Here is a 23,396-nt window from a genome sequence, read left to right as displayed (position 1 = left end):
GCCATGAGCGAGGCGCACGTATCGGTCGAAGTCGCGCAGCAGGCGCGATTCGGCTTCGAAGTCAGGTTTGCCGGCACGACGCTGTCGCCGGTGCTCATCGATGAACCGCCGCCGCTCGGCGACGGGCGCGGGCCGAACCCGATCCGGCTGCTTGCCGCGTCGGTCGCGAGCTGTCTCGCGGCGAGCCTGCTGTTCGCGCTGAACCGGCAGCATGTCGATCCGGAGCCGGTCACCGCGCGGATCGACGTCGACATGGCGCAGAACGAAGCGGGCAGGGTGCGCGTGAGCGCGATGGCCGTGCGGCTGTCGATCGGCAAGACATGGGCCGATCTCGCGGCGGCGACGCGCGTGCTCGATCAGTTCGATGCGTATTGCGTGGTGACCGAGAGCATACGTGCGGGCATCCCGATCTCGGTCGATGTGTGCGACGTGAACGGCGCGGCGCTCGAATACGCGGCGACGGACATGTGAGTGCGGTCAGTGCTCGGTGGCCGCCGCGACTTCGGCCGCTTCGGCGAGCGCTTCGAGAAAACGCGTGCGCCACCAGTGCACGTCGGTCTTGCGCACGATCGCCATCAACGCGGAGTGGCGCTGGCGGCGTTCGTCGAGCGGCATCGTCAGCGCGCGCTGGATCGCCTGCGCGGTGCCTTGCGTGTCGTACGGATTGACGAGCAGCGCCGGCTTCAATTGCTCGGCCGCACCCGCGAAACGCGACAGCACGAGCACGCCCGGGTCGGCCGCGTCCTGCGCGGCGAGGAACTCCTTCGCAACGAGATTCATCCCGTCGCGCAGCGGCGTGACGAGCGCGACGCGGCTCGCGCGATACAGGCCCGGCAAGCGCTTGCGCGCGACGGTGCGGTGAATGTAGCGCATCGGCATCCATTCGAGTTCGCCGTAGTCGCCGTTGATCGCGCCGCACAGGCTGTCCATCTCGCGCCGCAGGTCGTCGTATGCGCCGAGATCCTCGCGGCTCGGCGCGGCGATCTGGATCAGCGTCGCGCGGTTGCGATTCTCCGGATACTGCTCGAGCAACTGGCGGAACGCATGCACGCGCTGCGGCAGCCCCTTCGTGTAGTCGAGCCGGTCGACGCCGACCAGCAACTGGCGGCGCGAATATTCATCGCGCATCCGGTCGAACATGTCGAGGCCGTCGCGATCGCGGGCGAGCGACTCGAACTCGTCGACGTTGATGCCGATCGGAAACGCGCCGGCCGACAGCGTGCGGCCGAACGCGCGCAGGCGGCCGTCCGGCAGCCGCGCGGCGCCGGCTTCCGCTTCGACGTAATGCTCGAAGTGGAGCAGATCCGATTCGGTCTGGAAGCCGACGAGGTCGTACGCGAACAGCGAGCGCATCAGCCATTCGTGTTCGGGGATCGCGGCCATGATCGGCGGCGGCGGCATCGGGATGTGCAGGAAGAAGCCGATCGGATTCGTGCAGCCCATCGCGCGCAGTTCGGCGGCGAGCGGAATCAGCTGGTAGTCGTGCACCCAGACGATGTCGTCGGGCCGCAGCAGCGTGCGCAGCTTGCGCGCGAACAGCTGGTTCACGCGCCGGTAGCCGTCGGCGAAGCGCCGGTCGAACTGCGCGAGATCGAGCCGGTAGTGGAACACCGGCCACAGCACGTTGTTCGAATAGCCGAGGTAGTAAGCGTCGTAGTCCTGCGGGTCGAGGTCGATCGTCGCGAGCTGGATCCCGCCGACGTTCTGGATCTGCACCTCTTCGCCCTGCGAGGGCTGATCGTCGGCGCCGCGCAGCCTGCCGCTCCAGCCGAACCAGACGCCGCCGGTTTCCTGCAGGCTGTCCTTCACGGCGACGGCGAGGCCGCCGGCCGCGGCTTTACGGGGATCTGCGATGCGATTGGATACGACGACGAGACGGCTCACCAGCTCTCCTGACGATTGTTGGGGGAAGGTTCGTGCGGCCGGGGCGCGAAGCGGACGCCGCCATCGGCGCGCTGCGCGCGATGCGATGGGGCCGCAATGCGATCGGACGGGAATCAGGGCACGCGATTCGCCGTCCGAACGGGGAGTGCTTTTTTTAGGATACTCGTCATTCGCCAGTTTTAAAAGTCTGCATCGGCGCAGGGGAAACGGCGAGATGCGGCACGATGTGCGCCGCATCTCGCGACGGGCGGGGCCGCACCTTGCGCGGGCGAACGCCGCGTGCGCAAGGGGCGGCGGGCCGCCCGGCACTCAGAACGTGGTGCGCAATCCGGCCATCACGCTGCGGCCGCCTTCGGGCGCGAAGCCGCGCACGACCGACGTCGAATAGCGGATTTCCTGGTTCGTCAGGTTGTCGCCGCGCAGGTACGCGAGCCAGTGCGTCGCGCCGACGCGGAACTTGTAGGTCAGCATCACGCCCAGCGACGTATAGCCGTCCGTCGAGAAGTCGTTGTCGGGCACGCGATGCTGCGACCACGCGTGCGTGACCTGCGCACGCGCGCCGAACGGGCCGTAGCCGTAGTCGGCCGCGAGCGTCGCGCGCAGCGGCGCGATGCGCGGCAGCGGCTGGCCCGTGTCGACGTTGCGCGCGTGCGTGTAGTCGGCCGTCAGTTCCAGGTCGACCGTATGGCCGCGCCGCGAGAACGCGCGCCATTTGCCGTCCAGCTCGATGCCGTAGAACTCGGCGCGCACGCCGCGATAGATCGCTTCGTTCAGCGAGCCGTCGGTGCCGGGCGCGACGGGCTCGTCGTCACCGTTCACGACACGGCCGGTGTTGTACTCGGTCAGGTAGTTCGAGAAGCGGTTGTAGAACACGCCGACGCTGCCGCGGTTCGGGCCGCTCGCATAGCGCAGCGACAGGTCGGTCGATACGGCCTTTTCCTTCGACGCGTTCGGGTTGCCGATCAGGAACTGGCCGGTCGCATCGTGCGGGCCGTTCGAATACAGCTCGTAGAAGGTCGGCGCGCGTTCGGTGTACGCGACGTTCGCCGCGACCGACCACACGGGCGTCAGCGAGAACAGCGCGCCGGCCGACAGGCTGCCCGCGTTGAAATCGCGCGGCTGCGCACCCGCGAATTTCTCGACGCCGGCCGGATCGGGATCGACCTTCACATGCTCGAAGCGGCCGCCGAGAGACAGCTTCAGCGCCGGGACGACCTGCCATTCCTCGAGGCCGAACAGCGCGACGCTGTTCGTGCGCGTGGATGGCACGAGCAATTCGTCGCCGAGCGCGGAGAACGTGTTCTGGCCGAACTGCACGCCGATCGCGCCTTCGAACGGGCCGATCCTGCGATGCCGCGCCTCGATGCGCGCCTCGTAGCCGCGGTTGCGGAAGGTGGTCGCCGTCTCGCCGTTGTCGACTTCCTTGTGGCGGTAGTCGGTGTACGCGAAGTCGAATTTCAGCTTCGTGAACGGCCCGCTCAGGTTGCGCACCTCGGACGCGAGCGCGAGGCGTTCCTGGCGCATCCGCAGCCGCACGTCGCTTTCCGCGACGGACCCGTAGTTCGATTCGTAGCCGCTGTACGACAGGCCCGCGAAGCCGTCCGCCCACGTGTACGACGCGCCGACCGCGCCGCCGTGCACGCGGCCGTCGCTGTTCGGCACGCTGCCTTCCGGCTGCGGCGTGTCGGGGCCGTCGATCGCGCGTTGTGCGCTGCTGCGTGCGTAGCCGGGAATCCGCAGCTTGCTCGTTTCGCGGTCGAACGCGTCGACGTGGAACGCGAAGCGGCCGTTGCCGCCTTCGACCTGCACGGCGCCCGCGCGCACGGAATTCGCGCCGCCGTAGCGCGCGTCGAGCGCACCCGTCACGCCTTCGATCGCTTCGCGCGGAATCCGGTTGTCGATCGTGTTGACGACGCCGCCCACTGCGTTGCCGCCATACAGCAGCGCGGCCGGGCCGCGCACGATCTCGACGCGTTCGATCGATAGCGGATCCTGCGGCACCGCATGGTCGTACGACAGCGACGACGCGTCGTAGGACGCGACGCCGTTCTGCAGCAGCCGGATCCGGTCACCGTCCATGCCGCGGATGATCGGGCGGCCGACCATCGGCCCGTAGGTGGTGGTCGACACGCCGGGCAGCCCGTTCAGCGTTTCGCCGAGCGAATCGGCCTGGCGGCGCGTCAGCGCGTCGCCGGAAAGCTGGACGGTCGGCGAGATCAGTTCGGTGTCGCCGAGCGGGTTCGCGGTCACGAAGATCGGCGCGAGCGCGGTTGCCGAAGGCGTGCCCGACGCGGCGGGTGCATCGGTCTGCGCGTGCGCGGCGGCGGCGAGCAGCATCAGCGAAAGGGGCGAAAGCGGGCGAAGCGGTAGACGAGGGAGGTCGCGCATGGTCGGTGAATCGGTTGGAATCGGATCGGATAACGAGCGATGCGGGTCACGGCTGGATACGATATATTGTTGCGTCAACGACGCGCGGTGACCCGTTGGAACATGGCTCGGCGACGCTCGGCCACCCACAGTGGAACGGAGTCAGGCGGACGAGCACGCGAAATGATATGTTATATCATTTCAAATTCCAAGCCGAATGTCGGCGGTGCGTCCGGCTTCCGTCTGGTCGTCGAAATATCGGCTTGAGCGGAAGGCGTTCCGGCCGATGATCGCCTGCGAGTGCGACCGGTACGGCGTGGAGCGAAGCGCCGGGCGCCCGACCGCGCCGCGCCGCCGTGTGACGCGATGATGCAGCCGCGATTGGCGGATGGCGCGCATCGCGTTGACACGCATCAACGTTCTCCGCTTCCGAAACCGGATACTGGGTCGCTCAATGACCAGACAGGAGCGACGCATGACGCAAACCATGAAAGCGGCCGTGGTGCACGCATTCGGCGAACCGTTGCGTATCGAGGAAGTGCCCGTGCCGACGCCGGGCCCAGGCCAGATCCTCGTCAACATCAAGGCGTCGGGCGTCTGCCACACCGACCTGCACGCGGCCGACGGCGACTGGCCCGTGAAGCCGTCGCTGCCGTTCATTCCGGGGCATGAAGGCGTGGGCATCGTCGCGGCGGTCGGCGCGGGCGTCACGCACATGCGCGAGGGCGATCGCGTCGGCGTGCCGTGGCTCTACAAGGCCTGCGGACATTGCGAGTACTGCTACACGGGCTGGGAAACGCTGTGCCACGACCAGCAGAACACCGGCTATTCGGTGAACGGCAGCTACGCGGAATACGTGCTCGCCGATCCCGACTACGTCGGCCATCTGCCGGCGCAGGTCGCGTTCGACGAGATCGCGCCGATCCTGTGCGCGGGCGTGACCGTCTACAAGGGCATTCGCGTCACCGATACGCGCCCCGGCCAGTGGCTCGCGATCTCCGGCATCGGCGGGCTCGGGCATGTGGCGGTGCAGTACGCACGCGCGATGGGCCTGCACGTCGCGGCGATCGACATTTCGTCCGACAAGCTTGCGCTCGCGCGGCAGCTCGGCGCGCAACTGACGATCGACGCATCGGTCGACGATCCGGCGAAGGTGATCCAGAAGGAAATCGGCGGCGCGCACGGCGTGCTCGTCACGGCGGTGTCGCGCAGCGCGTTCGCGCAGGCGCTCGGGATGGTGCGGCGCGGCGGCACGGTCGCGCTCAACGGGCTGCCGCCCGGAGATTTCCCGTTGCCGATCTTCTCGACGGTGCTGAACGGCATCACCGTGCGCGGGTCGATCGTCGGCACGCGCCGCGACCTGCAGGAATCGCTCGACTTCGCGGCCGACGGCCTGGTGCGCGCGCATATCCATCGCGACCGGCTCGGCAACATCAACGACGTGTTCGCAAAGCTGCGCGAAGGCAAGGTCGACGGGCGCATCGTGCTGACCGAGATGCAGTGACGCGGGCGGCCGCCGCGCGACGGATCGCGTCGCGACGGCGGCCGTGCTGCCCGGTTCGCGTCATTGGGCGAAGAACACGTCCGTGCGGTTCGTCAGGTTGCCCGAGTTGGTCTGGACGAAGAACGGATGGAACGACGACGACGGGCGAACGTCGAGGCCCTGATAGTCGCCGATGAAGAAGCCTTCCGCGATCGGCGCGAGCTTCATGTCGAACGGTCCGCCGACGCGCCGCTCGTCGCCGAACGAGGCGCCGCCGTCGTGCGAGATCTTGCGCCAGAAGCCTGTCGGCAGCGTCGTCGTGTTCCCGGCCAGCAGGTCGCGGAAGTCGTAGTGGGTGACCATTACGGCGCCCGTGTTGTCGACCCGCACCGACGGATTGAAGGCAGGCCGACCGGTCGGCGTGTTGACCTGCAGCGGCGCGCTCCAGGACGCGCCGCCGTCCGTCGACGTCGATAGCGCGATTTCATCGTACTTGCCGCCGTTGAAGCGGCTGTCCTGCCATACGACGTAAAGCTGGCCCGACGCGGGATCGATCGCGGGCTCGGGAATGATGTCGCCGGTGCGAACGGGTTCGCCGGTGTTCGGATCCGTCACGCCGACCGTCTGCAGCCCGGCGATCACCTGCGGCTTCGTCCACGTCGCGCCGTCGTCGGTGGACTTGATGAACGCGACCTTGCCGGCCGCCTTGCTGAACGGCGGCTGGATCAGGTTGAAGAAATCGTACAGCGTGCCGCTCTTCGGATCGACGACGATCTGGTTGCCGATCGTCTGCTGGCGCGACGGCACGTGGACGATGACCTTCGCTTTGCTCCAGGTCTTGCCGCCGTCGGTCGTCTTCGAGAACAGCGTCGGCCCGCGGAACGCCTGCGTATGCAGGTTCGCGTACGGGTTGCCGTTCGGCAGTTCGAGGCGGTCCCATACCGCGTATGCGGTGCCGGCCTTCACCGGGTTTGCCGTCACCGACTCCTTGTCGTTGAAGAACTGCGTGGTCGGTTCGTTGTCCGCGATCAGCACTGCGGGGCTGCTCCAGGTCTGCCCGCCGTCGGTCGATACCGATGAGGCGACCGCGTTGCTGTTGTTCGACTGGTTGAACGAGATCGATACCGAATACGCGGTGCCGTCCGGGCCGAAGGACACCCATGGGTCGGACGCGCGCTCGTACGTGAGCCCGCCCGGCGCGCATGCGCTGAACGGCTGCGTCGTCCGCGCCCAGGTCGCGCCGCCGTCGAACGTATAACCGGCGACAAGCCCGTGCGCGCCGCCGTTCGACCAGCGGTCCTGCTGCCATACGCCGATCATGTTCGTCGGGTTTGCCGGATTGACCGAAAGCCAGGGTTCGACCTCGGCATTCACATAGACGGTGCCGGGGCCGCCTATGGTGCAGGCGGCGTATGGACTGGGGCCGGACACGAGCACGGGATCGGCGTGCGCGGCGGCACAGGCCAGCGCCATCACGGCGGGCAGGCAGGTGAAAAGCGGGTGGGACACGATAATGCGTCGCATGGACTGCTCCTCGTTGACGTGCGGCCGCGATGGTGCGGCGGAACGAGGCAGCGCGAGCCGATGTGCGGCGGCACAGGCCGCCGGTGTCGGGGTGTTGCGGCGCCGCACCCGATGCGTGCCGCCGGTGTCGTTCAGGATGCCGCTTCAGCCATCGCAATCCGCGTGCGCTGGATACCGCCAGCACTTCGGTCAAGACTCCTATTCGTTTTATTGCTTGTGACGGATGTGTCGTTGATGCCAGCCCGGCTGGGAGGCCGGTTCGGGCAGGCGAAGAATGCGTAGAAGTGGATTGCAATGTAGATGATCCGGATGCGGCGCGGCAGGCAATTTTTTGTAACAGAGCGTAGCCGGAAAGCGTTGCCGGAGCGGCGCGGCGCGAACGCAAAATTTGCCGTCGCGAGTGCGTGGAAATCGAATCGAAAAGGCGAATCGCAATCGCTTTCGATTGCAGCCGGCGCGAGCCGGTTTTGTCGAATCGATGCGCTGCCGGCAGGCGCTGCGGCGTCCGCGTTGCCGCTGCTCAGCGCTCCGCCGGAAACCGGTCCTGCAGCGCGTGCAGCCAGCGCGCGACGATATCGAGTTCCGCGTCGGAAAACCCGTCGCACAGCTTGCCGTTCAGCTCGCGCAGCAGCACGCGCGCGTGCTTGAGCGCCGTGTGGCCTTCGTCGGTCAGGTACAGGCGCGTCGCGCGGCCGTCGTCCGAATCGGCGTGGCGCGCGAGCAGGCCGGCTTTCGCCATCCGGTCGGCGAGCCCCGTCATCGCGGACGGCGCGAGCTGCAGCGCGGCGCCGACTTCGCCGATCAGCGCGCCGTCCTGCTTCGCGAGACAGAACAGCACGCCGGCCTGCGCGGCGCTCGCGCGCGTATCGGTCTCGGCCTTGCGGTCGACCCAGCGCTGCACGCGCCGCTGGCCGATGTTCAACAGGAAAAACAGTCGTCGGTTTTCGCTCAAGCTGGGTTCCCGGCTGCAATGGAAAGGGATGGACGGCCCGCGGCGCGCGGCGTGTCGAGTGCCTGCGCGAGCCAGTCGGCCAGGTCGGGCCACAGCACGGCGCCGGGCCGGCTGCGGAAGAAGCCCATGTGCCCGACCGGGCCGCTGCCCGCCGCGTGCGGATCGATCTGGCGGCGCTCGACCGCCGCGCCGGTCAGATAGCTTACCAGCAGGTCGATCGCGGCCGGGTTCGCCCACGGATCGTCGTCGAAGCCGAGCGCGAGGATCGGCAGCCGCTGTTTCGAGAAACGATCGGCCGCGCCGAGTGTCGGATCGTCGAAGAAATAGTGCGGCAGCGTCGTCCAGCGGCTCCATTCGCGGAACACGCCGGCCGGGAGGTCCTCGCCGAGCCCGAGCCGCTTGCCGGGCACGTAGCCGAGCAGCGCGGACATCAGCGGGCCCAGCACGCGCAGGATCAGCCGCACCTTCAGGCGCTCGGCCGCCTGCGCGATCAGTCGCGTGCTGCCTGCATGCGCGGCGACGAGCACGGCCGCGCGCAGGTGCGTCGTGCTCGCGGACAGCCCGATCGCGTGCCCGCCGACGCTATGCCCGACCGCCAGCAGCGGCAACCCTTCGTACGCGTGCCGTGCCCATGCGGTCGCGGCGCCGACGTCGAGCTCCATCCAGTCGCGCATGCGGGCTCGCAGCGCGCCCAGGCGCGCGGGCCGGGACGCGCCGATGCCGCGGTAGTTGTAGGTCAATGCCGCGAAGCCGCGTTCGGTCAGGAAGCGCGCGAAGCCCGCATACAGCCGCTCCGGCACGGCCGTCGCCGGATGGATCAGCACCAGCGCGCGCGGTTCGGCATCGGGCGTCCACAGCGTGCCGCGCAGCGGATAGCCGTCGATGGCGGAGAACTCGATCGGTTGGGAGGTCATGGCCGTCCTCGTTCCAGGTGATTATTTCGTATGCGAAATATAGTCCAAGATTTATTTCGTGCACGAAATATATGTCGAGGAATCATTCGAAGGCTGTGTTGCGGAAGGCGGCGTCCGGCGTCGCGTGACGCGGCTCGTCCCATAAAATATTTGCATCTTTGCATAGCAGAATATTGCGTTTGTCTCATGAAGAGGATCGCCGTATCTTCATCGGTTCCATCCGTTCCGCCGGCCGTCGCGCAAGGCGGACAACGAGGCGCCGCCGTCGTGCGGCAGCCCGCCAACCATCCGGGAGATTACGTTGCCGAGCCGAATCGTCACGGCGCTCTTGCTGGCGCTTGCCGCGCAGCCGGGCATCGCGAAAGACACCGTCACGCTGCGCGTCGGTGAACAGAACTACTTCAACATCCAGGCGTCGATGGAGGCGTCCGGGGTGCTGAAGGACCTGCCTTACACGATCGAGTGGAAGCACTTCCAGGCCGCCGCGCCCGTCGCCGAGAGCCTGAACGGCAACGCGATCGACATCGGCTTTCTCGGCGATTCCGCGCTGCTCACGCTGGCCGCACGCGGCGCGCCGGTGAAGGTCGTCGCGGTGTCGCGGCAGAGCCTCGACGGCGTCGCGATCCTCGTGCCGAAGAATTCGCCGGTGCGCACCGTGGCCGACCTGCAGGGCAAGACCGTCGCCGTGTGGCGCGGCGCTTGGAGCCAGCAGCTCGTGCTGCGCGCGCTCGAACACGCGGGCCTGCGCGCGGATTCGGTCAAGTACGCGTACCTGATGCCGATCGACGCGACCAACGCGCTCGCGAACGGGTCGGTCGATGCCGTGTCGTTGTGGGAGCCGTTCGTCAGCACGCTCGCGCTGCGGCAGGGCGCGCGGCCCATCACCACCGCGCAGGGGCTGATGCCCGCGCTGAGCTTCGTCGCCGCGAACGAGCAGGCCGCGTCGGGCAAGCGTGCGGAGATCGCCGATTTCCTGAAGCGCGTCGTCGCCGCGCGCCAGTGGGTCGACAGCCATCCGCGCGAGTATGCGGACCTGTGGGCGAAGCGCGCGAAGCTCGAGCCCGACGTCGCGTATCGCTGGCTCGACAATGCGAAGCAGCGCGTGGGCCCGGTCGACGATACGGCCGCGAAGGACGCGCAGAACACCGCCGACTTCCTGCACAAGGCCGGCGTGATTCCGGCCGCGTACGACACGTCGAAGCTGCTCGACCGCTCGTATGCGGGCGCGTTCGCGGCGCCTGCGCAAAAGACGGCCGCCGCGCAGTAATCGCGCCGTCGCATCCACGATTCCCGATCGAGAACCAGAAGGACATCCCGACATGCCAGTCGACATCATCGGCATGATCACCGCGACGCCCGGCGCGGAGGTTGACGTACCGGGCGGCGCGGCCGTCCAGCCAGACTACGTGCGCCGTTTCGCGCAGGCGCACGAGGCGGCGGGCTTCGACCAGATCCTGGTCGGCCATTTCAGCAACGCCGCGGACGGCTTCATCGTCGCCTCGTTCGCGGCCGCCGCGACCGAACGCATCCGCATCCTGCTCGCGCACCGGCCAGGCGTGATCGTGCCGTCGGCCGCCGCGCGGCAGATCGCGACGCTCGACGTGTTCAGCGGCGGCCGGCTCGCGCTGAACGTCGTGTCGGGCGGCGACGATACGGACTTGCAGCGCGACGGCGATTTCGTGCCGCACGATGCGCGCTACCGCCGCACCGGCGAATATCTCGACGTGCTGAAGCGGATCTGGCTGGCCGATGCGCCGGTCGACCACGACGGCGAGTTCTACCGGCTGCGCGGCGCGTCGCCGCTCGTGAAGGGTGCGCAGCGGCCGCACGTGCCGATCTATTTCGGCGGCTCGTCGCCGGCCGCGCTCGCGGTCGCGGGCGAGCACGCGGATGTCTACATGACGTGGGGCGAGCCGCTCGCATCGGTGCGCGAGCAGATCGCGCGCGTGCGGGCCGCCGCCGCGCCGTTCGGGCGCGCGCCGCGCATCAGCGTGTCGTTTCGGCCGATCGTCGCCGATACCGAGGCCGCCGCGTGGGAGAAGGCCGAGGCGATCCGCGAGCGCGTGCGTGCGGCGCGGGTCGCGAACGGCCAGCCGATCGCCGGCCACGCGCCGCAGAATGCGGGCTCGCAACGGCTGATGGCCGCCGCCGCGCAGGGCGACGTGCTCGATGAGCGCTTGTGGATGGGTGTCGCGAACCTGACCGGCGCGCGCTGGAATTCGACCGCGCTGGTCGGCACGCCCGAACAGGTCGCGCGGGCGCTCGGCGCGTACTACCGGCTCGGCGTGTCGACGTTCCTGATTCGCGGGTTCGATCCGCTCGACGATGCGCTGGTCTACGGCCGCGACCTGATTCCGGCGATTCATGCGCAGGTCGCGGAGCTCGACCGATATCAAGCGGCGGTGACGGCGTAGGCACGACTCGGCGACGAACGGCCCTGCTTCGACTCGCCCCGGTACTTCCATCGTGGAATGCCGGGGCGATGTCACTCAGGCATCGACGCATCGACGCCTTCAGAACGACGGCAACCCCGGCGGATTGGTCTCCGCGCGCGCGATCGCCTCGCTCTGCAATCCCCATCGCGCGAGCGCCTGCCCGTAGCGGCCGCTGCCGATCAGCGCATTCGTCGCGAGCGTCAGTGCAGGCGCGAGGCCGCTGCCGCGACGCGTCGCGATCGCGACATCTGCATTGTTCGGCCAGCCCGCATTGACGACGCCGACGCGGCGGATCTTGCCGCTGCGCGCGGCCTCGTATGCGAGCGACGCATTCGGGTTCAGCTCCGCATCGGCGCGGCCCGACAGCAGCGCGACGCGCGCGGTCGCATCGTCGTCGAAATAGAGCAACCCGGTCGCCGTCAATCCTTGAGCGACGTTGCGCCGGCTCCATTCGAGCAGGATGCGCTCCTGGCTCGTGCCGGCACCGGTGATGATCCGCAGGCCCGCGATGTCCTTCGGCTCGGCGATCTTCGCGATCGGGCTGCCGGTGCGTACATAGAAGCCGTGCAGCCCGAGCCGGTACGTCGTGAAATCGTATTTCTCCTTGCGCTTCTCGGTCACGCCGACGTTCGAGATCACCGCGTCGTACTTGCCGGACGTCAGCCCGAGCGGCCAGTCGGCCCACGCGATCGGCACCAGCACGAGCGTGCGGCCGAGCGCATCGGCGACGAGCTGCGCGTAGTCGGGATCGGCGCCGACCACGGTGCGTGCGTCGGTCGCGTAGGTCGATACGGGCGGCGCGTGCGGTGAAATCGCAACCGTGAATGCGCCGTCGCGCACCCAGCGGTAGCCGCTTGCCTCGCGGATGGCCGCGTCGTCACGCGACGCGCGAATCCGGCCGGCCTGGCGCGGGTCGAGGTCGGCGGTTGCGGCCGCCGCGTGCGCGATGCGCGACGGCAGGCTGCCGGATGCCGCGACCAGCGCGGCGGTCATGAATTGACGTCGATCGATCATCGTGCGGCGCCCCGGTTATCGGCAGGGATGCGCATCACAGCACCCGCGACAGGAACGCGCGCGTGCGCGGATGCGACGGCGCGTCGAGCACGACGGCCGGCGGGCCGGCCTCGACGATGCGTCCGCGCTCCATGAACAGCACGTTGTCCGCGACTTCGCGCGCGAAGCCGATCTCGTGCGTGACGATCACGAGCGTCGTGCCCGAGCGCGCGAGCTCCTTGATCACGTCGAGCACCTCGTTGACGAGTTCCGGGTCGAGCGCGGACGTCGGCTCGTCGAACAGCAGCACCTTCGGACGCAACGCAAGCGCCCGCGCGATCGCGACGCGCTGCTGCTGGCCGCCGGACAACTGGCGCGGGTACGCATCGGCTTTATCCGCAAGACCGACGCGCGCGAGCAGCGTGCGTGCGGTGCGCTCGGCCGCATCGCGCGTGACGCCGGCGACGGCGACCGGCGCCTCGATCAGGTTCTCGAGCACCGTCAGGTGCGGGAACAGGTTGAAATTCTGGAACACCATCCCGACGGCGGTGCGCCGCTTCAGCACTTCGCGCTCCTTCAGCTCGTAGAGCACGTCGCCGTCGCGCCGATAGCCGATCAGTTCACCGTCGATGTCGATGAAACCGTCGTCGACGCGTTCGAGATGGTTGATCGTGCGCAGCAGCGTCGACTTGCCCGAGCCCGACGGCCCGACGATCGCGGTCACGCTGCCGCGCGGCGCGACGAACGACACGTTGTCGAGCACGCGCTGCATGCCGAACTGTTTCGACACGCCATGCACGGCCACTTCGCCGCCCGCACGCGGCACGGCGGCGGCCACGGTATCGGTATCGCCTGCGGCCCGCACGATCGACGCCGAATGGCGCGACGCGGCACGCCGCCACAGCACGCCGAAGCGCGCGAGCGCGAACGTGAGCACCGACGGCGGCGGATTGCGCAGCGCGCCGCGCGCATAGTGCCGCTCGACCTGCACCTGGATCGCCGACAGCACCGTCAGGATGATCAGGTACCAGACGGTCGCGACCATCAGCAGCGGAATCACTTCGAGGTTGCGGCGATAGATCACCTGCACCGTGTAGAACAGCTCCGGCATTGCGAGCACGTACACCATCGACGTGCCTTTCGCGAGCGTGATCAGGTCGTTGAACGCGGTTGGCAGGATCGCGCGCATCGCCTGCGGCAACACGATCCGCGCGGTCTGGCGGCTGCGCGGCAGCCCGAGCGCGGCGGCCGCTTCGAGCTGGCCCTGGTCGACCGCGAGAATGCCGCCGCGGATCACTTCCGCGGAAAACGCCGCGTGGTTCAGCGCGAGGCCGAGCACGGCCGCGAGGAACGGGCTGATCAGGTCGGTCGTCGGCGCTTCGAACCACACGATGCCGGTGAACGGGACGCCGAGCCGCACATGCTCGTACAGGTAGCCGAGGTTGTTCAGGATCAGCAGCAGCACGATCAGCGGAATCGAGCGGAACAGCCACACGAAGGTCCATGCGCTCGCGGACAGCAGGCGCGAACGCGACAGCCGGGCCAGCGCGACGAACGCGCCGAGCACGAAGCCGAACACCGCGCCGAGCAGCGTCAGCACCAGCGTGCGCGCGAGCCCCGACAGCACCGGCGGCGACAGGAACCATTCGGCGAACACCGGCCAGCCCCATTGCGGGTTGCCGAGGATCGAATGCAGCGCGATCGCGATCAGCACGACGGCGAGCACGGTCCCGGCCGTGCGCGCCCGGTGGCGCGCGGGCACGATCCGGAACCGCGTGCCGGGCTCGCGCGCGCCGGGGGAAGAGAGCGGCGGCAGTGCGCCGCCGAGATGGGTCGTGTCGCTCATGTCGTTGGATGTCCTCGAATCGGTCGGAAGCGCCGCGCCCGGGCGGCGCGGCGCGTCGGCCCGTGGCCGGGCCGCGGTGGGTCAGGCGTGCGCGTCGGCCGCCGTTTCCTGCGCGGCGCCGGGCACCGCGTGGCGGCTCGCCTTGCGCGGCAGGCCGAGGTGGTCGCGCAGCGTCGCGCCGGGCAGGTCGCGGCTGTAGCGGCCGCGCGCCTCGAGCACCGGAATCACGAGTTCGACGAAATCGTCGACGCCTTGCGCCTGCACCGGAAAGCCGAGGATGAAACCGTCGCCGGCGCCCGCGTCGTGCCAGCGGATCAGCTCGTCGGCGACATGCTCGGCCGTGCCGATGAAGTTCGGGCGCGGCGTCGCGACCGCGAGCGCCGTCTCGCGCAGCGACAGGCCCTTGGTCTTCGCGTCGGCCTTGATCCGGTCGGTGGTCGAGCGGAAGCTGTTGCGGCCGAGCTCGCCGAGTTCCGGGAATGGCGCGTCGAGCGCGTATTGCGTGAAATCGTGGTGATCGAAATAGCGGCCGAGATATGCGAGCGCCTCGTCGATCGTCAGCAGGTCGCGGATCGCCTGGTATTTGTCTTCGGCCTCGGCGGCCGTGCGGCCGACGATCGGCCCGACGCCGGGGAAGATCTTCACGTCGTCGGCTTGCCGCCCGTGCTCGACCGCGCTTTGCTTCACGCGCCGCGTGAACGCGGCTGTCTCGTCGAGCGACGGCGAATGCGTGAACACGGCGTCCGCGTATTTACCGGCGAGACCGATGCCGGTGTCGGACGAGCCGGCCTGGAAGATTACCGGCTGCCCCTGCGGCGAGCGCTGGATGTTCAGCGGGCCCGCGACCTGGAAGAAGCGGCCGTGGTGATCGAGCGTATGCAGCTTGTCGCGATCGAAGAAGCGGCCGGTCGCGCGGTCGCGCACGAACGCGTCGTCGTCCCAGCTATCCCACAGGCCCTGGACGACGTGGAGGTATTCGTCGGCGATCTCGTAGCGCAGTTCGTGATCCGGATGCGCCTTGCCGAAATTTTTCGCGGTGCCTTCGAGCGGCGTCGTCACGACGTTCCAGCCCGCGCGCCCGCCGCTGATCGCGTCGAGCGACGCGAGCTGGCGCGCGACCGTGAACGGCTCGCTGTACGACGTCGAGATCGTGCCCGCGAGCCCGATCTTCTTCGTCGCGACCGCGAGCGCCGACAGCACGGTCAGCGGCTCGAAGCGGTTCAGGAAGTGCGGGATCGACTTCTCGTTGATGTAGAGGCCGTCGGCGACGAACGCGAACGCGATGCCGGCGGCTTCCGCCTTGCGCGCGATGCCGATCGCGAAGTCGAGGTTGATGCTCGCGTCCGGCGGGTTGCTCGGGTGCCGCCATGCGTTCATGTGGCTGCCTGCGCCTTGCAGCATCAGGCCGAAGGGGATCGATCGTCGGGTCGTCATGGGAGCGTCACGCGTTCTGGTCAGGGGAAAGGGAGCGGTCGGCCGCGAGGGCCGCTTGCAGCGGCGTGGCCGACAGCGCGCCGCCGAGCCATTCGACCGACGCGAGCCGCGCCGCGTAGTCGGTCACCGGCGAATCGATCACGAATGCATCGACGTCGAGCCGCCGGCTCAGCGCATCGAGTGCACGGTGCACGCGCTCGGGCGTATCGGCCAGCACGGTCGGGCGCAGTTCGTCGATCCGGTAGTCGGACGCGCCGCTTTGGCGCGCGAATTCGGCGGCCGCCTGTGCGCTCGCGAGGTTGAAACTCTGCCCGCCCGCGAACTGCAGCTTGAAGATCTTCAGCGGCCCGATCAGCTGCTCGGCCTCGTCGCGCGTCGGTGCTGCCACCGCGTACAGCGCGACGAGCGGCCGCGTGCCGCCCGCGCTGCGGTACGCGTCGAGCGAGCGTTCGAGATTCGCGTCGTCGCCGTTGAAATGCCCCGCGTAGCAGAAGCGCCAGCCGTTGCGCGCGGCGAGCGCGCCGCTGTCCGGCGAGCCGCCGAGCAGGATGCGTTCGGGCGGCTGCGGCGGCACCGGCATCGCGACCGCGCCGGCGAGCGGATGATCTTCGGCGACGCCCCAGCCGAGAAACGCGTCGAGCTCCGCGAGCTGGCCCGCGAAGTCGGGCTTGCGCGCCTTGTCGTGGAACCACTGCAGCGCGCGCGTGGTCAGCGGCAGCCCGCCGGGCGCCTTGCCGATGCCGAGATCGACGCGGCCCGGCGCGAGCGCGGCCAGCAGCTTGAACGATTCGGCGACCTTGAACGGGCTGTAGTGCTGCAGCATCACGCCGCCCGAGCCGACGCGGATGCGCGACGTGTGCGCGAGCAGGTGCGCGACGACGATCTCCGGCGCCGAGCTCGCGAAGCCCGGCGTGCCGTGATGCTCGGCGACCCAGAAGCGCTCGTAGCCGAGCTGTTCGGCGCGCTGCGCGAGCGTCGAGGTGAAGCGCAGCGCGTCGGCGGCGCTCGCGCCGTCGGCGATCGGACTCTTGTCCAGCAACGAAAGCGAATAAGACATGGTGAGCGGCGTTCCTGCGTATGGCGTGGATGGACGGGGGCGCGCGCGGCGCTCAGCTCTTCGGCAGCCCCGGTGGATTCGTGCGCGACTGGTCGATCGCCTCGGACGCGAGGTTCCAGCGGTCGAGCACCTGCTGGTAGCGGCCGTTCTTGATCAGCCCGTTCAGCGCGACGGTCAGCGGCTCGGCGAGCCCGCTGCCGCGGCGCGTCGCGATCGCGATGTCGGCCGTGCGCGGCCAGCCGCCGCTGATCGCGCCGACGAGCCGCGTCTTGCCTTGCTGCGCGCTCTGATACGCGAGCACCGAGTTCACGCTGAACACGGCATCGGCGCGGCCCGACTGCACGGCGACGATGCGCATCGCCTGGTCGTCGTAGTACTGGATCTGCACGGGTTTCAGCCCGTGCGCAACGTTTTCGCGGTCCCACGCGAGCAGGATCTTTTCCTGGTTGGTGCCGGCGTCGGTCACGACGCGCAGCCCCGCGACATCCTTCGGCTCGCGGATCGCCTGGATCCTGCTGTCGTTGCGCACGTAGAAGCCGACCAGATCGTGGCGGTACGACGAGAAATCGAACTTCTGCTTGCGTTCCTCGGTGACGGTCACGTTCGAGATCACCGCGTCGACTTTCCCGGATTCGAGCGCGAGCGGCCAGTCGGCCCACGCGAGCGCGACGATCTTCAGCTTGCGGCCGAGGCTGTCGGACACGAGCTGGCCGACGTCGGCGTCGAAGCCGACCACCGTGCGCGCGTCGGTCGCATACGAGCTGATCGGCGGCAGGCTCGGCGCGATGCCGATCGTCAGCGTGCCGGGCTCGGCGAACTTGAACGACGCGGGCACTGCGCGTTCGACGGCCGCATCGGCCACGCCGCGCGGGCGGCCGCGCTGCTCGGGGCTCAGGTCGAACGTCGCGGCGGCCGCGGCGAACGCGGTCAGGCCGATCAGCGCGGCGGCCAGCGTGCGGATGGCACGGGAAGAAAGCGGTACGGCTCGTTGCATGAAAACGTCCTGTTGTTGTGTCGTAGGGAGCGGAGTCGGGTGGAGCGGTGGGCTCAGCGCGGCAGCACCGGCTCGGGTAACGGCGCCCACAGGTCGGCGAGCGTCGACGTGCGCGACGGATCGGCGAGATCCTTGCCGAATCGCAGGTGGAAATACGCTTCGGGGTCGATCGACGAATCGAACAGCCGCGTATAGCCGGTGCGGTCGTACAGCGCCCACGCTTCGGGCTGGCGAAAACCGGTGGTCAGGTACAGGCGGCGATAGCCCTGCTGCGCGGCGCGCAGCTCGAGCGCTTCGACGATGAGCCGCGCGAGGCCCTGACGGCGCAGGTCCGTGCGCGTCCAGATGCGCTTGAGCTCGGCGGTCTGCGCGTCGTAGCGCTTGAACGCGCCGCCGCCGATCGTTTCGCCGTCGCGCAGCAGCAGCACGAAGGCGCCTTCGGGCGGCGCGAACAGTTCGGCCGGGTAGCGCGCGAGTTCGTCGCGCGCGGATGCGCGGCTGTCGGGGCGGTACGCGTTGTAACGGGTCGAATACTCGTCGATCAGCGCGTCGATCAGCGGTTGCGCGCGGACGTCGAGCGGCGTCGTGTCGATGAGGCGGTCGTTCGTGGCCATGGGCATCGCGAAGGGCGCGCGATGCGGACGTTCCTTTCGGGGTGCGGGCACGCGGCCCGTCCGGTCTGTTCCGTTATCGCGGCGCGGTTGTCGTGATGACGGCGGCCGATGCGCATCCTGCGATGCATGCGGCCGGCCGCCGCCGTTTCGAACACGTTAGCGGCGCGGCCGGCAAAGGCGAACGAAGCAATTTCGATAAGGATTTCGCGGCAGGCGTCAGAAGGCTTGCAGCGGGAGTGGGGTGGGGTCAGCCGAATGGGGCGCTCCGTGCAGAAGCACTCGTTTGATGCATGTGGGGCGACGGATGTCGCGCGGCTACGTCGATCGGCCTTGTATATGTGTTGCGAACCGTGTCACGGCTTCGCCGAGGCGGCTTGCATTTTCAAGGTCCAGCACGAATTCCCCGCATGCAGGGCAGAAGTCGCCGGTGATGCGCGGTATGACCGTGGAGCGCCCTTGGCAGGTGTGCGGAATATCGCGTGTGTCACGGATCAGTTGCGCGCCACCGCAGGCAGGACATTTCATGTTCGTGATTTCCAGAACGATAGGATCCGACTCATTGGCCGACGCTCGGCGCAGCCGACAACTCCGCCAGCTGAAACAGGCAATCGCCGCGCCGCACCTGCGCGGGCACGCGCTTGCACACTACTTCGCCGTCGCCGTTGAACCGGTGCAGCATCGGTTCGCGCAGCGGCGTATCGGGGAAATGCACCCACGCGGCCGGCTGTCCGGCCTTCACCTGGTCGCCGAGTTCGACGAGCGGCTCGTACAGCCCGCGCTCGTATGCATAGACGAAGTGGCGGTCGCCGTCGACGCGCATGAAGCGCGTGACGGTCGGCGGTGCGTCGGGCACGAGCGCGCCGCGCAGCAGGCCGATATAACCGAGGTAGTGCAGCAGCCCGTGGCGGCCGAGCCGGATCAGCGACGGATCGGCCATGCCCGCGCCGCCCAGTTCGGTCACGATCGAGATCGCGCCTTGGCGGCGCGCCGCCGATGCCGAATGCACGGGGTTCGGCGCGTGCAGCAGCGCATTCGGCAAGCCGAACGCGACCAGCAGCCCGTTGAGCTTCGCGGCTTCGTCCGCGTCGAGCGGATCGATCGCGAGCATGTTGCCGCCCTGGTACAGCAGCGAGCTGCCGCCCGAATGCAGGTCGACCAGATACTGCGCACGCGACAGCAGCGCGTGCTCGATGTAGTGGGCGATCATCTGCGTCGGCGTGCCGGTTGGATCGCCGGGGAAGCTGCGGTTCAGGTTGCCTTCGTCGAGCGGCGATACGCGCAGGCCCGCGTCTGCAGCGGGGAAATTCGCCATCGGCAGCAGGATCAGCTGCCCGCTGACCATCTCGGGTTCGATCTCGCGCATCAGCTGCGACACGATGATCTGGCCTTCGTATTCGTCGCCGTGGTTGCCGGCCATCACGAGCGCGACCGGGCCGTCGCCGTTGCGGATCGACGCAATCGGGATCGGCAGCCACCCGTACGCCGAGCGGTGCACGGAATGCGGCAGCCGCAGGTAGCCCGCATGCTTGCCTGGAGCGTCGAGATCGATTTCGCAGTGGATGGGGTTTCGCTGTGAGGAAGGGGCGGTCATGGCGGCATCGTTCGATGAACGGAATCTGCCATCTTATCGGGAAACGACCGCCACGCGGCGCGCGGGGAGCGCGCAACGCCGACCGCCGTCAACCGGCATGCGCGTGGATGCGCATGGGCGAGCCGGCTTGCCGATACACGAAACCGCGCGCGATGTTGCATCGGTGAACGCATGCGGCCGCGCGGGCCGGCCGCATTCATGCGTCAAATTTCGTGCCGACCCCTTGCCGCAACAGGGCCGGCGCACGCGGTCGGCTCAGCGACCCGATGTTTCAGCTTCGATACGACCTTCTTCCCACAATGCCCAGAAACGGCTGCCGGCGCGATACGGATTCGCGCGTCGCGCGCCGTAATCGGTGACGCCCTGGCGAAACGCGCCGTACAGCGTCAGCGGCGGATTGTCGACGCACGCGGCTTCACGGGCGGGCGTGCGGCGCTCGAAAACGAGCCGCCGGATCAGGGACGCGCCGTCGATCACGGTTTGTTCGTCGATCGTTTCGGTTCTGGCGAGGACTTCGACGGTATTCATGTTGGGCTCCCTGAAACGTTCTTTCCCATCAAGGAGCAATAAGAATGCCAACCACGAAATGTCGACCGCTGCATCGATCGTGCAGGCTTCTGCGGTCAACGTAACGGGGGGCGAGCGGCGATGTTACGGAACACGTCACGTGACACGTGGGCGTGCGGCCACGCAAAGCGTTTCGAGATTGAATCGTCGGGAGGGATGCGGCGGTCGGCGGAAACGACGATGAACGGGCCGCGCGTGCTGTCGGATCAGCTGGCGGTGACCGGCGCCACGCGGCGGCTGCCGTTCGAATAGAAGCGGTAGATGCCCTTGCCGGCCGACTTCGCGTCGTACAGCGCGCTGTCGGCCTGACGGATCAGTTCGTCGGGGGAGCCGTGCCCGTCGTCGAGCGCGATGCCGATGCTGATCCCGAGGCTGACGATCTTGCCGATCGACAGCGTATACGGTGCCGAGATCTGCCGGATGATGCGCGCGGCGAGGATCGAGCATGCGTGCATCGTCGTATCGTCGATCGCGACGACGAATTCGTCGCCGCCGATGCGCGCCGCAAGCTCGCCGGGCGGCAGCGTCTTGCCGAGCCGATCGGCGACCTGCGTGAGCACCTCGTCGCCGGCCTGGTGGCCGAAGCGGTCGTTGATCGCCTTGAAGCCGTCGAGGTCGAGATACATGACGGCGAGCGACGCGCCCGGCATGTGCGGCCGGTGCGACAGCATCCGCTTGAGCCGGGCATGCAGTTCGTGGCGGTTCGGCAAACCCGTCAGCGCGTCGTGCCGCGCGAGATGCCGGATGTGCTGCTCGGTCTGGCGGCGCGCGGTGACGTCCTCGACGATGATCACCGCGTTGCCGTCCGGCACGCGGTGGCGCGTCAGTTCGAGCTGGCGGCCGTCGGCGAGCGCGATGTCGAACGGCTCGGGTTCGTCGCGGGTCAGCCAGACGTCGCATTGCGCGGCGAGACCGGCGCCGCCGGCATCGCACACGGCGTTCGCGCCAAGCGCCGCGACGACGTCGGCCAGCCGCGTATCGAGCATGATCTCGCGCGGCGAACCGAACAGCTGCGCGGTGCGGCGGTTCGCGACGATCACGCGGGTCTCGCTGTCGATCATGCACAGGCCGTGCGGCATGTAGGTGAGTGCGGCGTCGAAGCGTGCGACGAGTTCGGCGTTGCGCTGGCGCGCGGCGATCAGCGCGACGAGCACGCGGTAATGGCGCTGGACGACCGTGCGCATGGCCGCGAGATAGATCGCGAGCGGCGGCAGCAGCAGCCACGCGCCCGGCCGGTCCGCCAGCAACGCGCCGAGGCCGATCGGCAGCACGCCGAGCGTGACCTGCGTCATCGCGAGCCGCGGCAGCGCCGAATTGCGCGACGCGATCCCGCCGAACACGCCGCCCGCGACCATCACCGACAGCGTGCCGAGCTCGACGTCGACGGCGTCCACGCAGCCCATCACGCCGAGGCCGAGCACGTAGCATGCGGCGAGCGACACGGGCGCATAGCGCCTCGCCCAGTATTCGGCGCGATCGTCGCCGGCGTCGCGGCGCACCGTGTACGCACGCGCGATCGCAAGCCGGGCGGCGAGCAGGCCGACGTCGACGATCAGCCACACGAGACACCAGAGTTGCTGCAGCCGGATCAGCGCGACGGCCGCGACGAAGCCGCTCGCGAGCCCGGACATCGCCATCGGGCGAATATCTTCGAACAGCGTGACCAGCATCGACGGGCGCAACGCCGCCGTGACACGGTGGTTGCCGGAGGAGGGTGTGGCGAGAACGGAGTTCAGGATAGACGTCCTGACTGCCATGGTTTTTGACCTCGACACGAGTCGCGATGGCTGGCGGCGCCCGCATGGCACGTGGCGGAGGCACCGGCAAGCCGGATACGCGCGACATTACCATGAAACACGGGCGGCGCGAGGTGCGCGGGCGCATGGCAGGCGCACGTCGCCGGCACTGGACATCGCGCCTGCCGATAGTCGCACACCACGCCTGCGAATCTCTTGCGCATTCGACGGGGCGAAGGCGGCATCGTTGCGAACGGAATGATGTGCGGCGGCCGACCGGAGACCGGCCGCCATGCGTGGGGCGCGCTTGCCCGTCGGATGCTGTCGATGCGGAGCAAAGCCGATGCGACGGCATGCAAACGCACGCAGACGGCCGACGCCGCGCAGCTCGCGGCCGGCCGCTCGGTGTATCTCGCGGTGTGCGCGGGCTGTCACGGCTTCAACGGCGAATGCAAGCCGAACGTTGCGGTGCCGATGAACGGCAACTCGACGGTGCGTCAAGGCGATCCGCGCAACCTGCTGGTCGCGATGCTCGACGGCATCGACGAGCAGAAATTTGCCGGCTTCGAGAACCTGCAGCCGATACCGGGTTTCGCACGCACGCTGAGCGACGACGAACTCGCACAGCTTGCGAACTACCTGCGCGCGACATGGGGCGGCCAGCCCGCGAGCGTCACGCCGGCCGACGTGAAGGCGATGCGTTAAGTCCAGGGCACGCCGCAGGGCGGGGCGTCGCGCGCGATGCAGCCGGTTTCCGGTGCTCGCGCGCGATGCGTCGCCCGACTTTTCGAGGCGGTTCTTCAGTAGCCGCCGCCACCTCCGCCTCCGCCACCGCTGCCTCCCGAGCCGCCGCCGCCGTACCGGCTCATGCCCGGTCCTTGCGAAGTGCCGCTGCCCGGCTGCGTACATCCCGCCGACAGCACAAGCATCAGCGCCGCGATCAACGCCGCGGCCAACGTTGCCGATTTCATTGCAATCTCCTTGCAGCGCGCAGGCCGCAGGACA

21 protein-coding genes and 1 pseudogene are annotated in these 23,396 nt (G+C 68.6%); 5 read left to right on the top strand and 17 right to left on the bottom strand.

The window, feature by feature from the left end:
• The first annotated feature begins 3 nt into the window (after positions 1–3).
• The gene (locus AC3WLY_RS34045; RefSeq protein WP_072438613.1) at positions 4–471 is read left to right on the top strand and encodes an OsmC family protein; all 468 of its coding nucleotides are present in this window, start codon (positions 4–6) and stop codon (positions 469–471) included.
• A gap of 6 nt (positions 472–477) precedes the next feature.
• Here AC3WLY_RS34045 and otsA read toward each other — a convergent pair whose 3' ends face one another.
• From otsA to AC3WLY_RS34030, 3 genes are all read right to left on the bottom strand, one after another.
• Positions 478–1,884 carry an alpha,alpha-trehalose-phosphate synthase (UDP-forming) gene (gene otsA / locus AC3WLY_RS34040; RefSeq protein ID WP_492310467.1) on the bottom strand — a complete coding sequence of 469 codons (1,407 nt, stop codon included), beginning with the start codon at positions 1,882–1,884 and terminating at the stop codon, positions 478–480.
• A gap of 309 nt (positions 1,885–2,193) precedes the next feature.
• The gene (locus AC3WLY_RS34035; protein ID WP_492310466.1) at positions 2,194–4,272 is read right to left on the bottom strand and encodes a TonB-dependent receptor; all 2,079 of its coding nucleotides are present in this window, start codon (positions 4,270–4,272) and stop codon (positions 2,194–2,196) included.
• Between the two features lie 180 nt (positions 4,273–4,452).
• Complete coding sequence (locus tag AC3WLY_RS34030; RefSeq protein WP_492310465.1) at positions 4,453–4,665, bottom strand: hypothetical protein; 213 nt, start codon at positions 4,663–4,665, stop codon at positions 4,453–4,455.
• A 61-nt stretch (positions 4,666–4,726) separates the two neighbouring features.
• Here AC3WLY_RS34030 and adhP point away from each other — a divergent pair, with 61 nt between their 5' ends.
• The gene (adhP, locus tag AC3WLY_RS34025) at positions 4,727–5,755 is read left to right on the top strand and encodes an alcohol dehydrogenase AdhP (protein WP_492310464.1); all 1,029 of its coding nucleotides are present in this window, start codon (positions 4,727–4,729) and stop codon (positions 5,753–5,755) included.
• A gap of 60 nt (positions 5,756–5,815) precedes the next feature.
• On the opposite strand, the gene AC3WLY_RS34020 is transcribed toward adhP, so the two are convergent.
• From AC3WLY_RS34020 to AC3WLY_RS34010, 3 genes are all read right to left on the bottom strand, one after another.
• Positions 5,816–7,258, bottom strand: coding sequence for a sialidase family protein (locus AC3WLY_RS34020; protein ID WP_175963549.1), 1,443 nt, complete (start codon positions 7,256–7,258; stop codon positions 5,816–5,818).
• A gap of 520 nt (positions 7,259–7,778) precedes the next feature.
• Positions 7,779–8,210, bottom strand: a complete 432-nt coding sequence (locus AC3WLY_RS34015) for a MarR family winged helix-turn-helix transcriptional regulator (RefSeq protein WP_310137807.1) — start codon at positions 8,208–8,210, stop codon at positions 7,779–7,781.
• Positions 8,207–9,124 (bottom strand): serine aminopeptidase domain-containing protein, encoded by a 918-nt coding sequence (locus AC3WLY_RS34010; protein WP_310137810.1) that lies wholly within the window; start codon positions 9,122–9,124, stop codon positions 8,207–8,209. The genes AC3WLY_RS34015 and AC3WLY_RS34010 overlap by 4 nt, the downstream gene beginning before the upstream one ends.
• 301 nt (positions 9,125–9,425) lie before the next feature.
• On the opposite strand from AC3WLY_RS34010, the gene AC3WLY_RS34005 reads away from it, so the two are divergent.
• Entirely contained in the window at positions 9,426–10,391 is a 966-nt protein-coding gene (locus AC3WLY_RS34005) for an ABC transporter substrate-binding protein (protein WP_175963552.1), read from the top strand.
• A gap of 52 nt (positions 10,392–10,443) precedes the next feature.
• Positions 10,444–11,538, top strand: a complete 1,095-nt coding sequence (locus AC3WLY_RS34000) for an LLM class flavin-dependent oxidoreductase (RefSeq protein ID WP_492310463.1) — start codon at positions 10,444–10,446, stop codon at positions 11,536–11,538.
• A gap of 99 nt (positions 11,539–11,637) precedes the next feature.
• Here the strand turns inward: AC3WLY_RS34000 and AC3WLY_RS33995 are convergent, their stop codons facing one another.
• From AC3WLY_RS33995 to AC3WLY_RS33950, 10 genes are all read right to left on the bottom strand, one after another.
• Entirely contained in the window at positions 11,638–12,573 is a 936-nt protein-coding gene (locus tag AC3WLY_RS33995) for an ABC transporter substrate-binding protein (RefSeq protein ID WP_425131290.1), read from the bottom strand.
• A 34-nt stretch (positions 12,574–12,607) separates the two neighbouring features.
• Complete coding sequence (locus AC3WLY_RS33990) at positions 12,608–14,398, bottom strand: amino acid ABC transporter permease/ATP-binding protein (protein ID WP_492310478.1); 1,791 nt, start codon at positions 14,396–14,398, stop codon at positions 12,608–12,610.
• 81 nt (positions 14,399–14,479) lie between these two features.
• A complete protein-coding gene (locus AC3WLY_RS33985) occupies positions 14,480–15,832 on the bottom strand; it encodes an LLM class flavin-dependent oxidoreductase (RefSeq protein WP_492310462.1) in 1,353 nt (450 codons plus the stop codon).
• Between the two features lie 7 nt (positions 15,833–15,839).
• Positions 15,840–16,889 (bottom strand): LLM class flavin-dependent oxidoreductase, encoded by a 1,050-nt coding sequence (locus tag AC3WLY_RS33980; RefSeq protein WP_492310461.1) that lies wholly within the window; start codon positions 16,887–16,889, stop codon positions 15,840–15,842.
• Positions 16,890–16,941: 52 nt separating this feature from the next.
• A complete protein-coding gene (locus AC3WLY_RS33975; protein WP_175963558.1) occupies positions 16,942–17,883 on the bottom strand; it encodes an ABC transporter substrate-binding protein in 942 nt (313 codons plus the stop codon).
• 53 nt (positions 17,884–17,936) lie between these two features.
• Positions 17,937–18,497 (bottom strand): GNAT family N-acetyltransferase, encoded by a 561-nt coding sequence (locus AC3WLY_RS33970; RefSeq protein WP_425131288.1) that lies wholly within the window; start codon positions 18,495–18,497, stop codon positions 17,937–17,939.
• A 315-nt stretch (positions 18,498–18,812) separates the two neighbouring features.
• Positions 18,813–19,022 (bottom strand): type II toxin-antitoxin system MqsA family antitoxin, encoded by a 210-nt coding sequence (locus tag AC3WLY_RS33965; RefSeq protein WP_175963560.1) that lies wholly within the window; start codon positions 19,020–19,022, stop codon positions 18,813–18,815.
• 31 nt (positions 19,023–19,053) lie between these two features.
• Complete coding sequence (locus AC3WLY_RS33960; RefSeq protein WP_310137837.1) at positions 19,054–20,088, bottom strand: succinylglutamate desuccinylase/aspartoacylase family protein; 1,035 nt, start codon at positions 20,086–20,088, stop codon at positions 19,054–19,056.
• A 255-nt stretch (positions 20,089–20,343) separates the two neighbouring features.
• On the bottom strand, positions 20,344–20,616 hold the full coding sequence (locus AC3WLY_RS33955) for a hypothetical protein (RefSeq protein WP_152859912.1): 273 nt from the start codon (positions 20,614–20,616) through the stop codon (positions 20,344–20,346).
• 245 nt (positions 20,617–20,861) lie between these two features.
• Complete coding sequence (locus tag AC3WLY_RS33950) at positions 20,862–22,412, bottom strand: diguanylate cyclase domain-containing protein (RefSeq protein ID WP_492310460.1); 1,551 nt, start codon at positions 22,410–22,412, stop codon at positions 20,862–20,864.
• Positions 22,413–22,760: 348 nt separating this feature from the next.
• Here AC3WLY_RS33950 and AC3WLY_RS33945 point away from each other — a divergent pair.
• A pseudogene (locus tag AC3WLY_RS33945) lies at positions 22,761–23,096 on the top strand (c-type cytochrome); the annotation flags it as partial.
• Positions 23,097–23,191: 95 nt separating this feature from the next.
• Here the strand turns inward: AC3WLY_RS33945 and AC3WLY_RS33940 are convergent.
• Positions 23,192–23,362 (bottom strand): hypothetical protein, encoded by a 171-nt coding sequence (locus AC3WLY_RS33940; protein WP_175963563.1) that lies wholly within the window; start codon positions 23,360–23,362, stop codon positions 23,192–23,194.
• Positions 23,363–23,396: the final 34 nt, after the last annotated feature.

This window comes from Burkholderia sp. FW306-1C-G01B, assembly GCF_058781685.1.
This window is presented reverse-complemented; position numbering and strand designations above follow the sequence as displayed.

What these genes read in the sequence shown, in the direction of transcription:
- AC3WLY_RS34045 (WP_072438613.1), top strand. Translation starts at nt 4, where the DNA reads ATGAGCGAGGCGCACGTATCGGTCGAAGTCGCGCAGCAGGCGCGATTC.
- AC3WLY_RS34035 (WP_492310466.1), bottom strand. Translation starts at nt 4,272, where the DNA reads ATGCGCGACCTCCCTCGTCTACCGCTTCGCCCGCTTTCGCCCCTTTCG.
- AC3WLY_RS34030 (WP_492310465.1), bottom strand. Translation starts at nt 4,665, where the DNA reads ATGCGTGTCAACGCGATGCGCGCCATCCGCCAATCGCGGCTGCATCAT.
- adhP (WP_492310464.1), top strand. Translation starts at nt 4,727, where the DNA reads ATGACGCAAACCATGAAAGCGGCCGTGGTGCACGCATTCGGCGAACCG.
- AC3WLY_RS34020 (WP_175963549.1), bottom strand. Translation starts at nt 7,258, where the DNA reads ATGCGACGCATTATCGTGTCCCACCCGCTTTTCACCTGCCTGCCCGCC.
- AC3WLY_RS34010 (WP_310137810.1), bottom strand. Translation starts at nt 9,124, where the DNA reads ATGACCTCCCAACCGATCGAGTTCTCCGCCATCGACGGCTATCCGCTG.
- AC3WLY_RS34000 (WP_492310463.1), top strand. Translation starts at nt 10,444, where the DNA reads ATGCCAGTCGACATCATCGGCATGATCACCGCGACGCCCGGCGCGGAG.
- AC3WLY_RS33995 (WP_425131290.1), bottom strand. Translation starts at nt 12,573, where the DNA reads ATGATCGATCGACGTCAATTCATGACCGCCGCGCTGGTCGCGGCATCC.
- AC3WLY_RS33990 (WP_492310478.1), bottom strand. Translation starts at nt 14,398, where the DNA reads ATGAGCGACACGACCCATCTCGGCGGCGCACTGCCGCCGCTCTCTTCC.
- AC3WLY_RS33985 (WP_492310462.1), bottom strand. Translation starts at nt 15,832, where the DNA reads ATGACGACCCGACGATCGATCCCCTTCGGCCTGATGCTGCAAGGCGCA.
- AC3WLY_RS33980 (WP_492310461.1), bottom strand. Translation starts at nt 16,889, where the DNA reads ATGTCTTATTCGCTTTCGTTGCTGGACAAGAGTCCGATCGCCGACGGC.
- AC3WLY_RS33975 (WP_175963558.1), bottom strand. Translation starts at nt 17,883, where the DNA reads ATGCAACGAGCCGTACCGCTTTCTTCCCGTGCCATCCGCACGCTGGCC.
- AC3WLY_RS33970 (WP_425131288.1), bottom strand. Translation starts at nt 18,497, where the DNA reads ATGGCCACGAACGACCGCCTCATCGACACGACGCCGCTCGACGTCCGC.
- AC3WLY_RS33965 (WP_175963560.1), bottom strand. Translation starts at nt 19,022, where the DNA reads ATGAAATGTCCTGCCTGCGGTGGCGCGCAACTGATCCGTGACACACGC.
- AC3WLY_RS33960 (WP_310137837.1), bottom strand. Translation starts at nt 20,088, where the DNA reads ATGACCGCCCCTTCCTCACAGCGAAACCCCATCCACTGCGAAATCGAT.
- AC3WLY_RS33955 (WP_152859912.1), bottom strand. Translation starts at nt 20,616, where the DNA reads ATGAATACCGTCGAAGTCCTCGCCAGAACCGAAACGATCGACGAACAA.
- AC3WLY_RS33950 (WP_492310460.1), bottom strand. Translation starts at nt 22,412, where the DNA reads ATGGCAGTCAGGACGTCTATCCTGAACTCCGTTCTCGCCACACCCTCC.
- AC3WLY_RS33940 (WP_175963563.1), bottom strand. Translation starts at nt 23,362, where the DNA reads ATGAAATCGGCAACGTTGGCCGCGGCGTTGATCGCGGCGCTGATGCTT.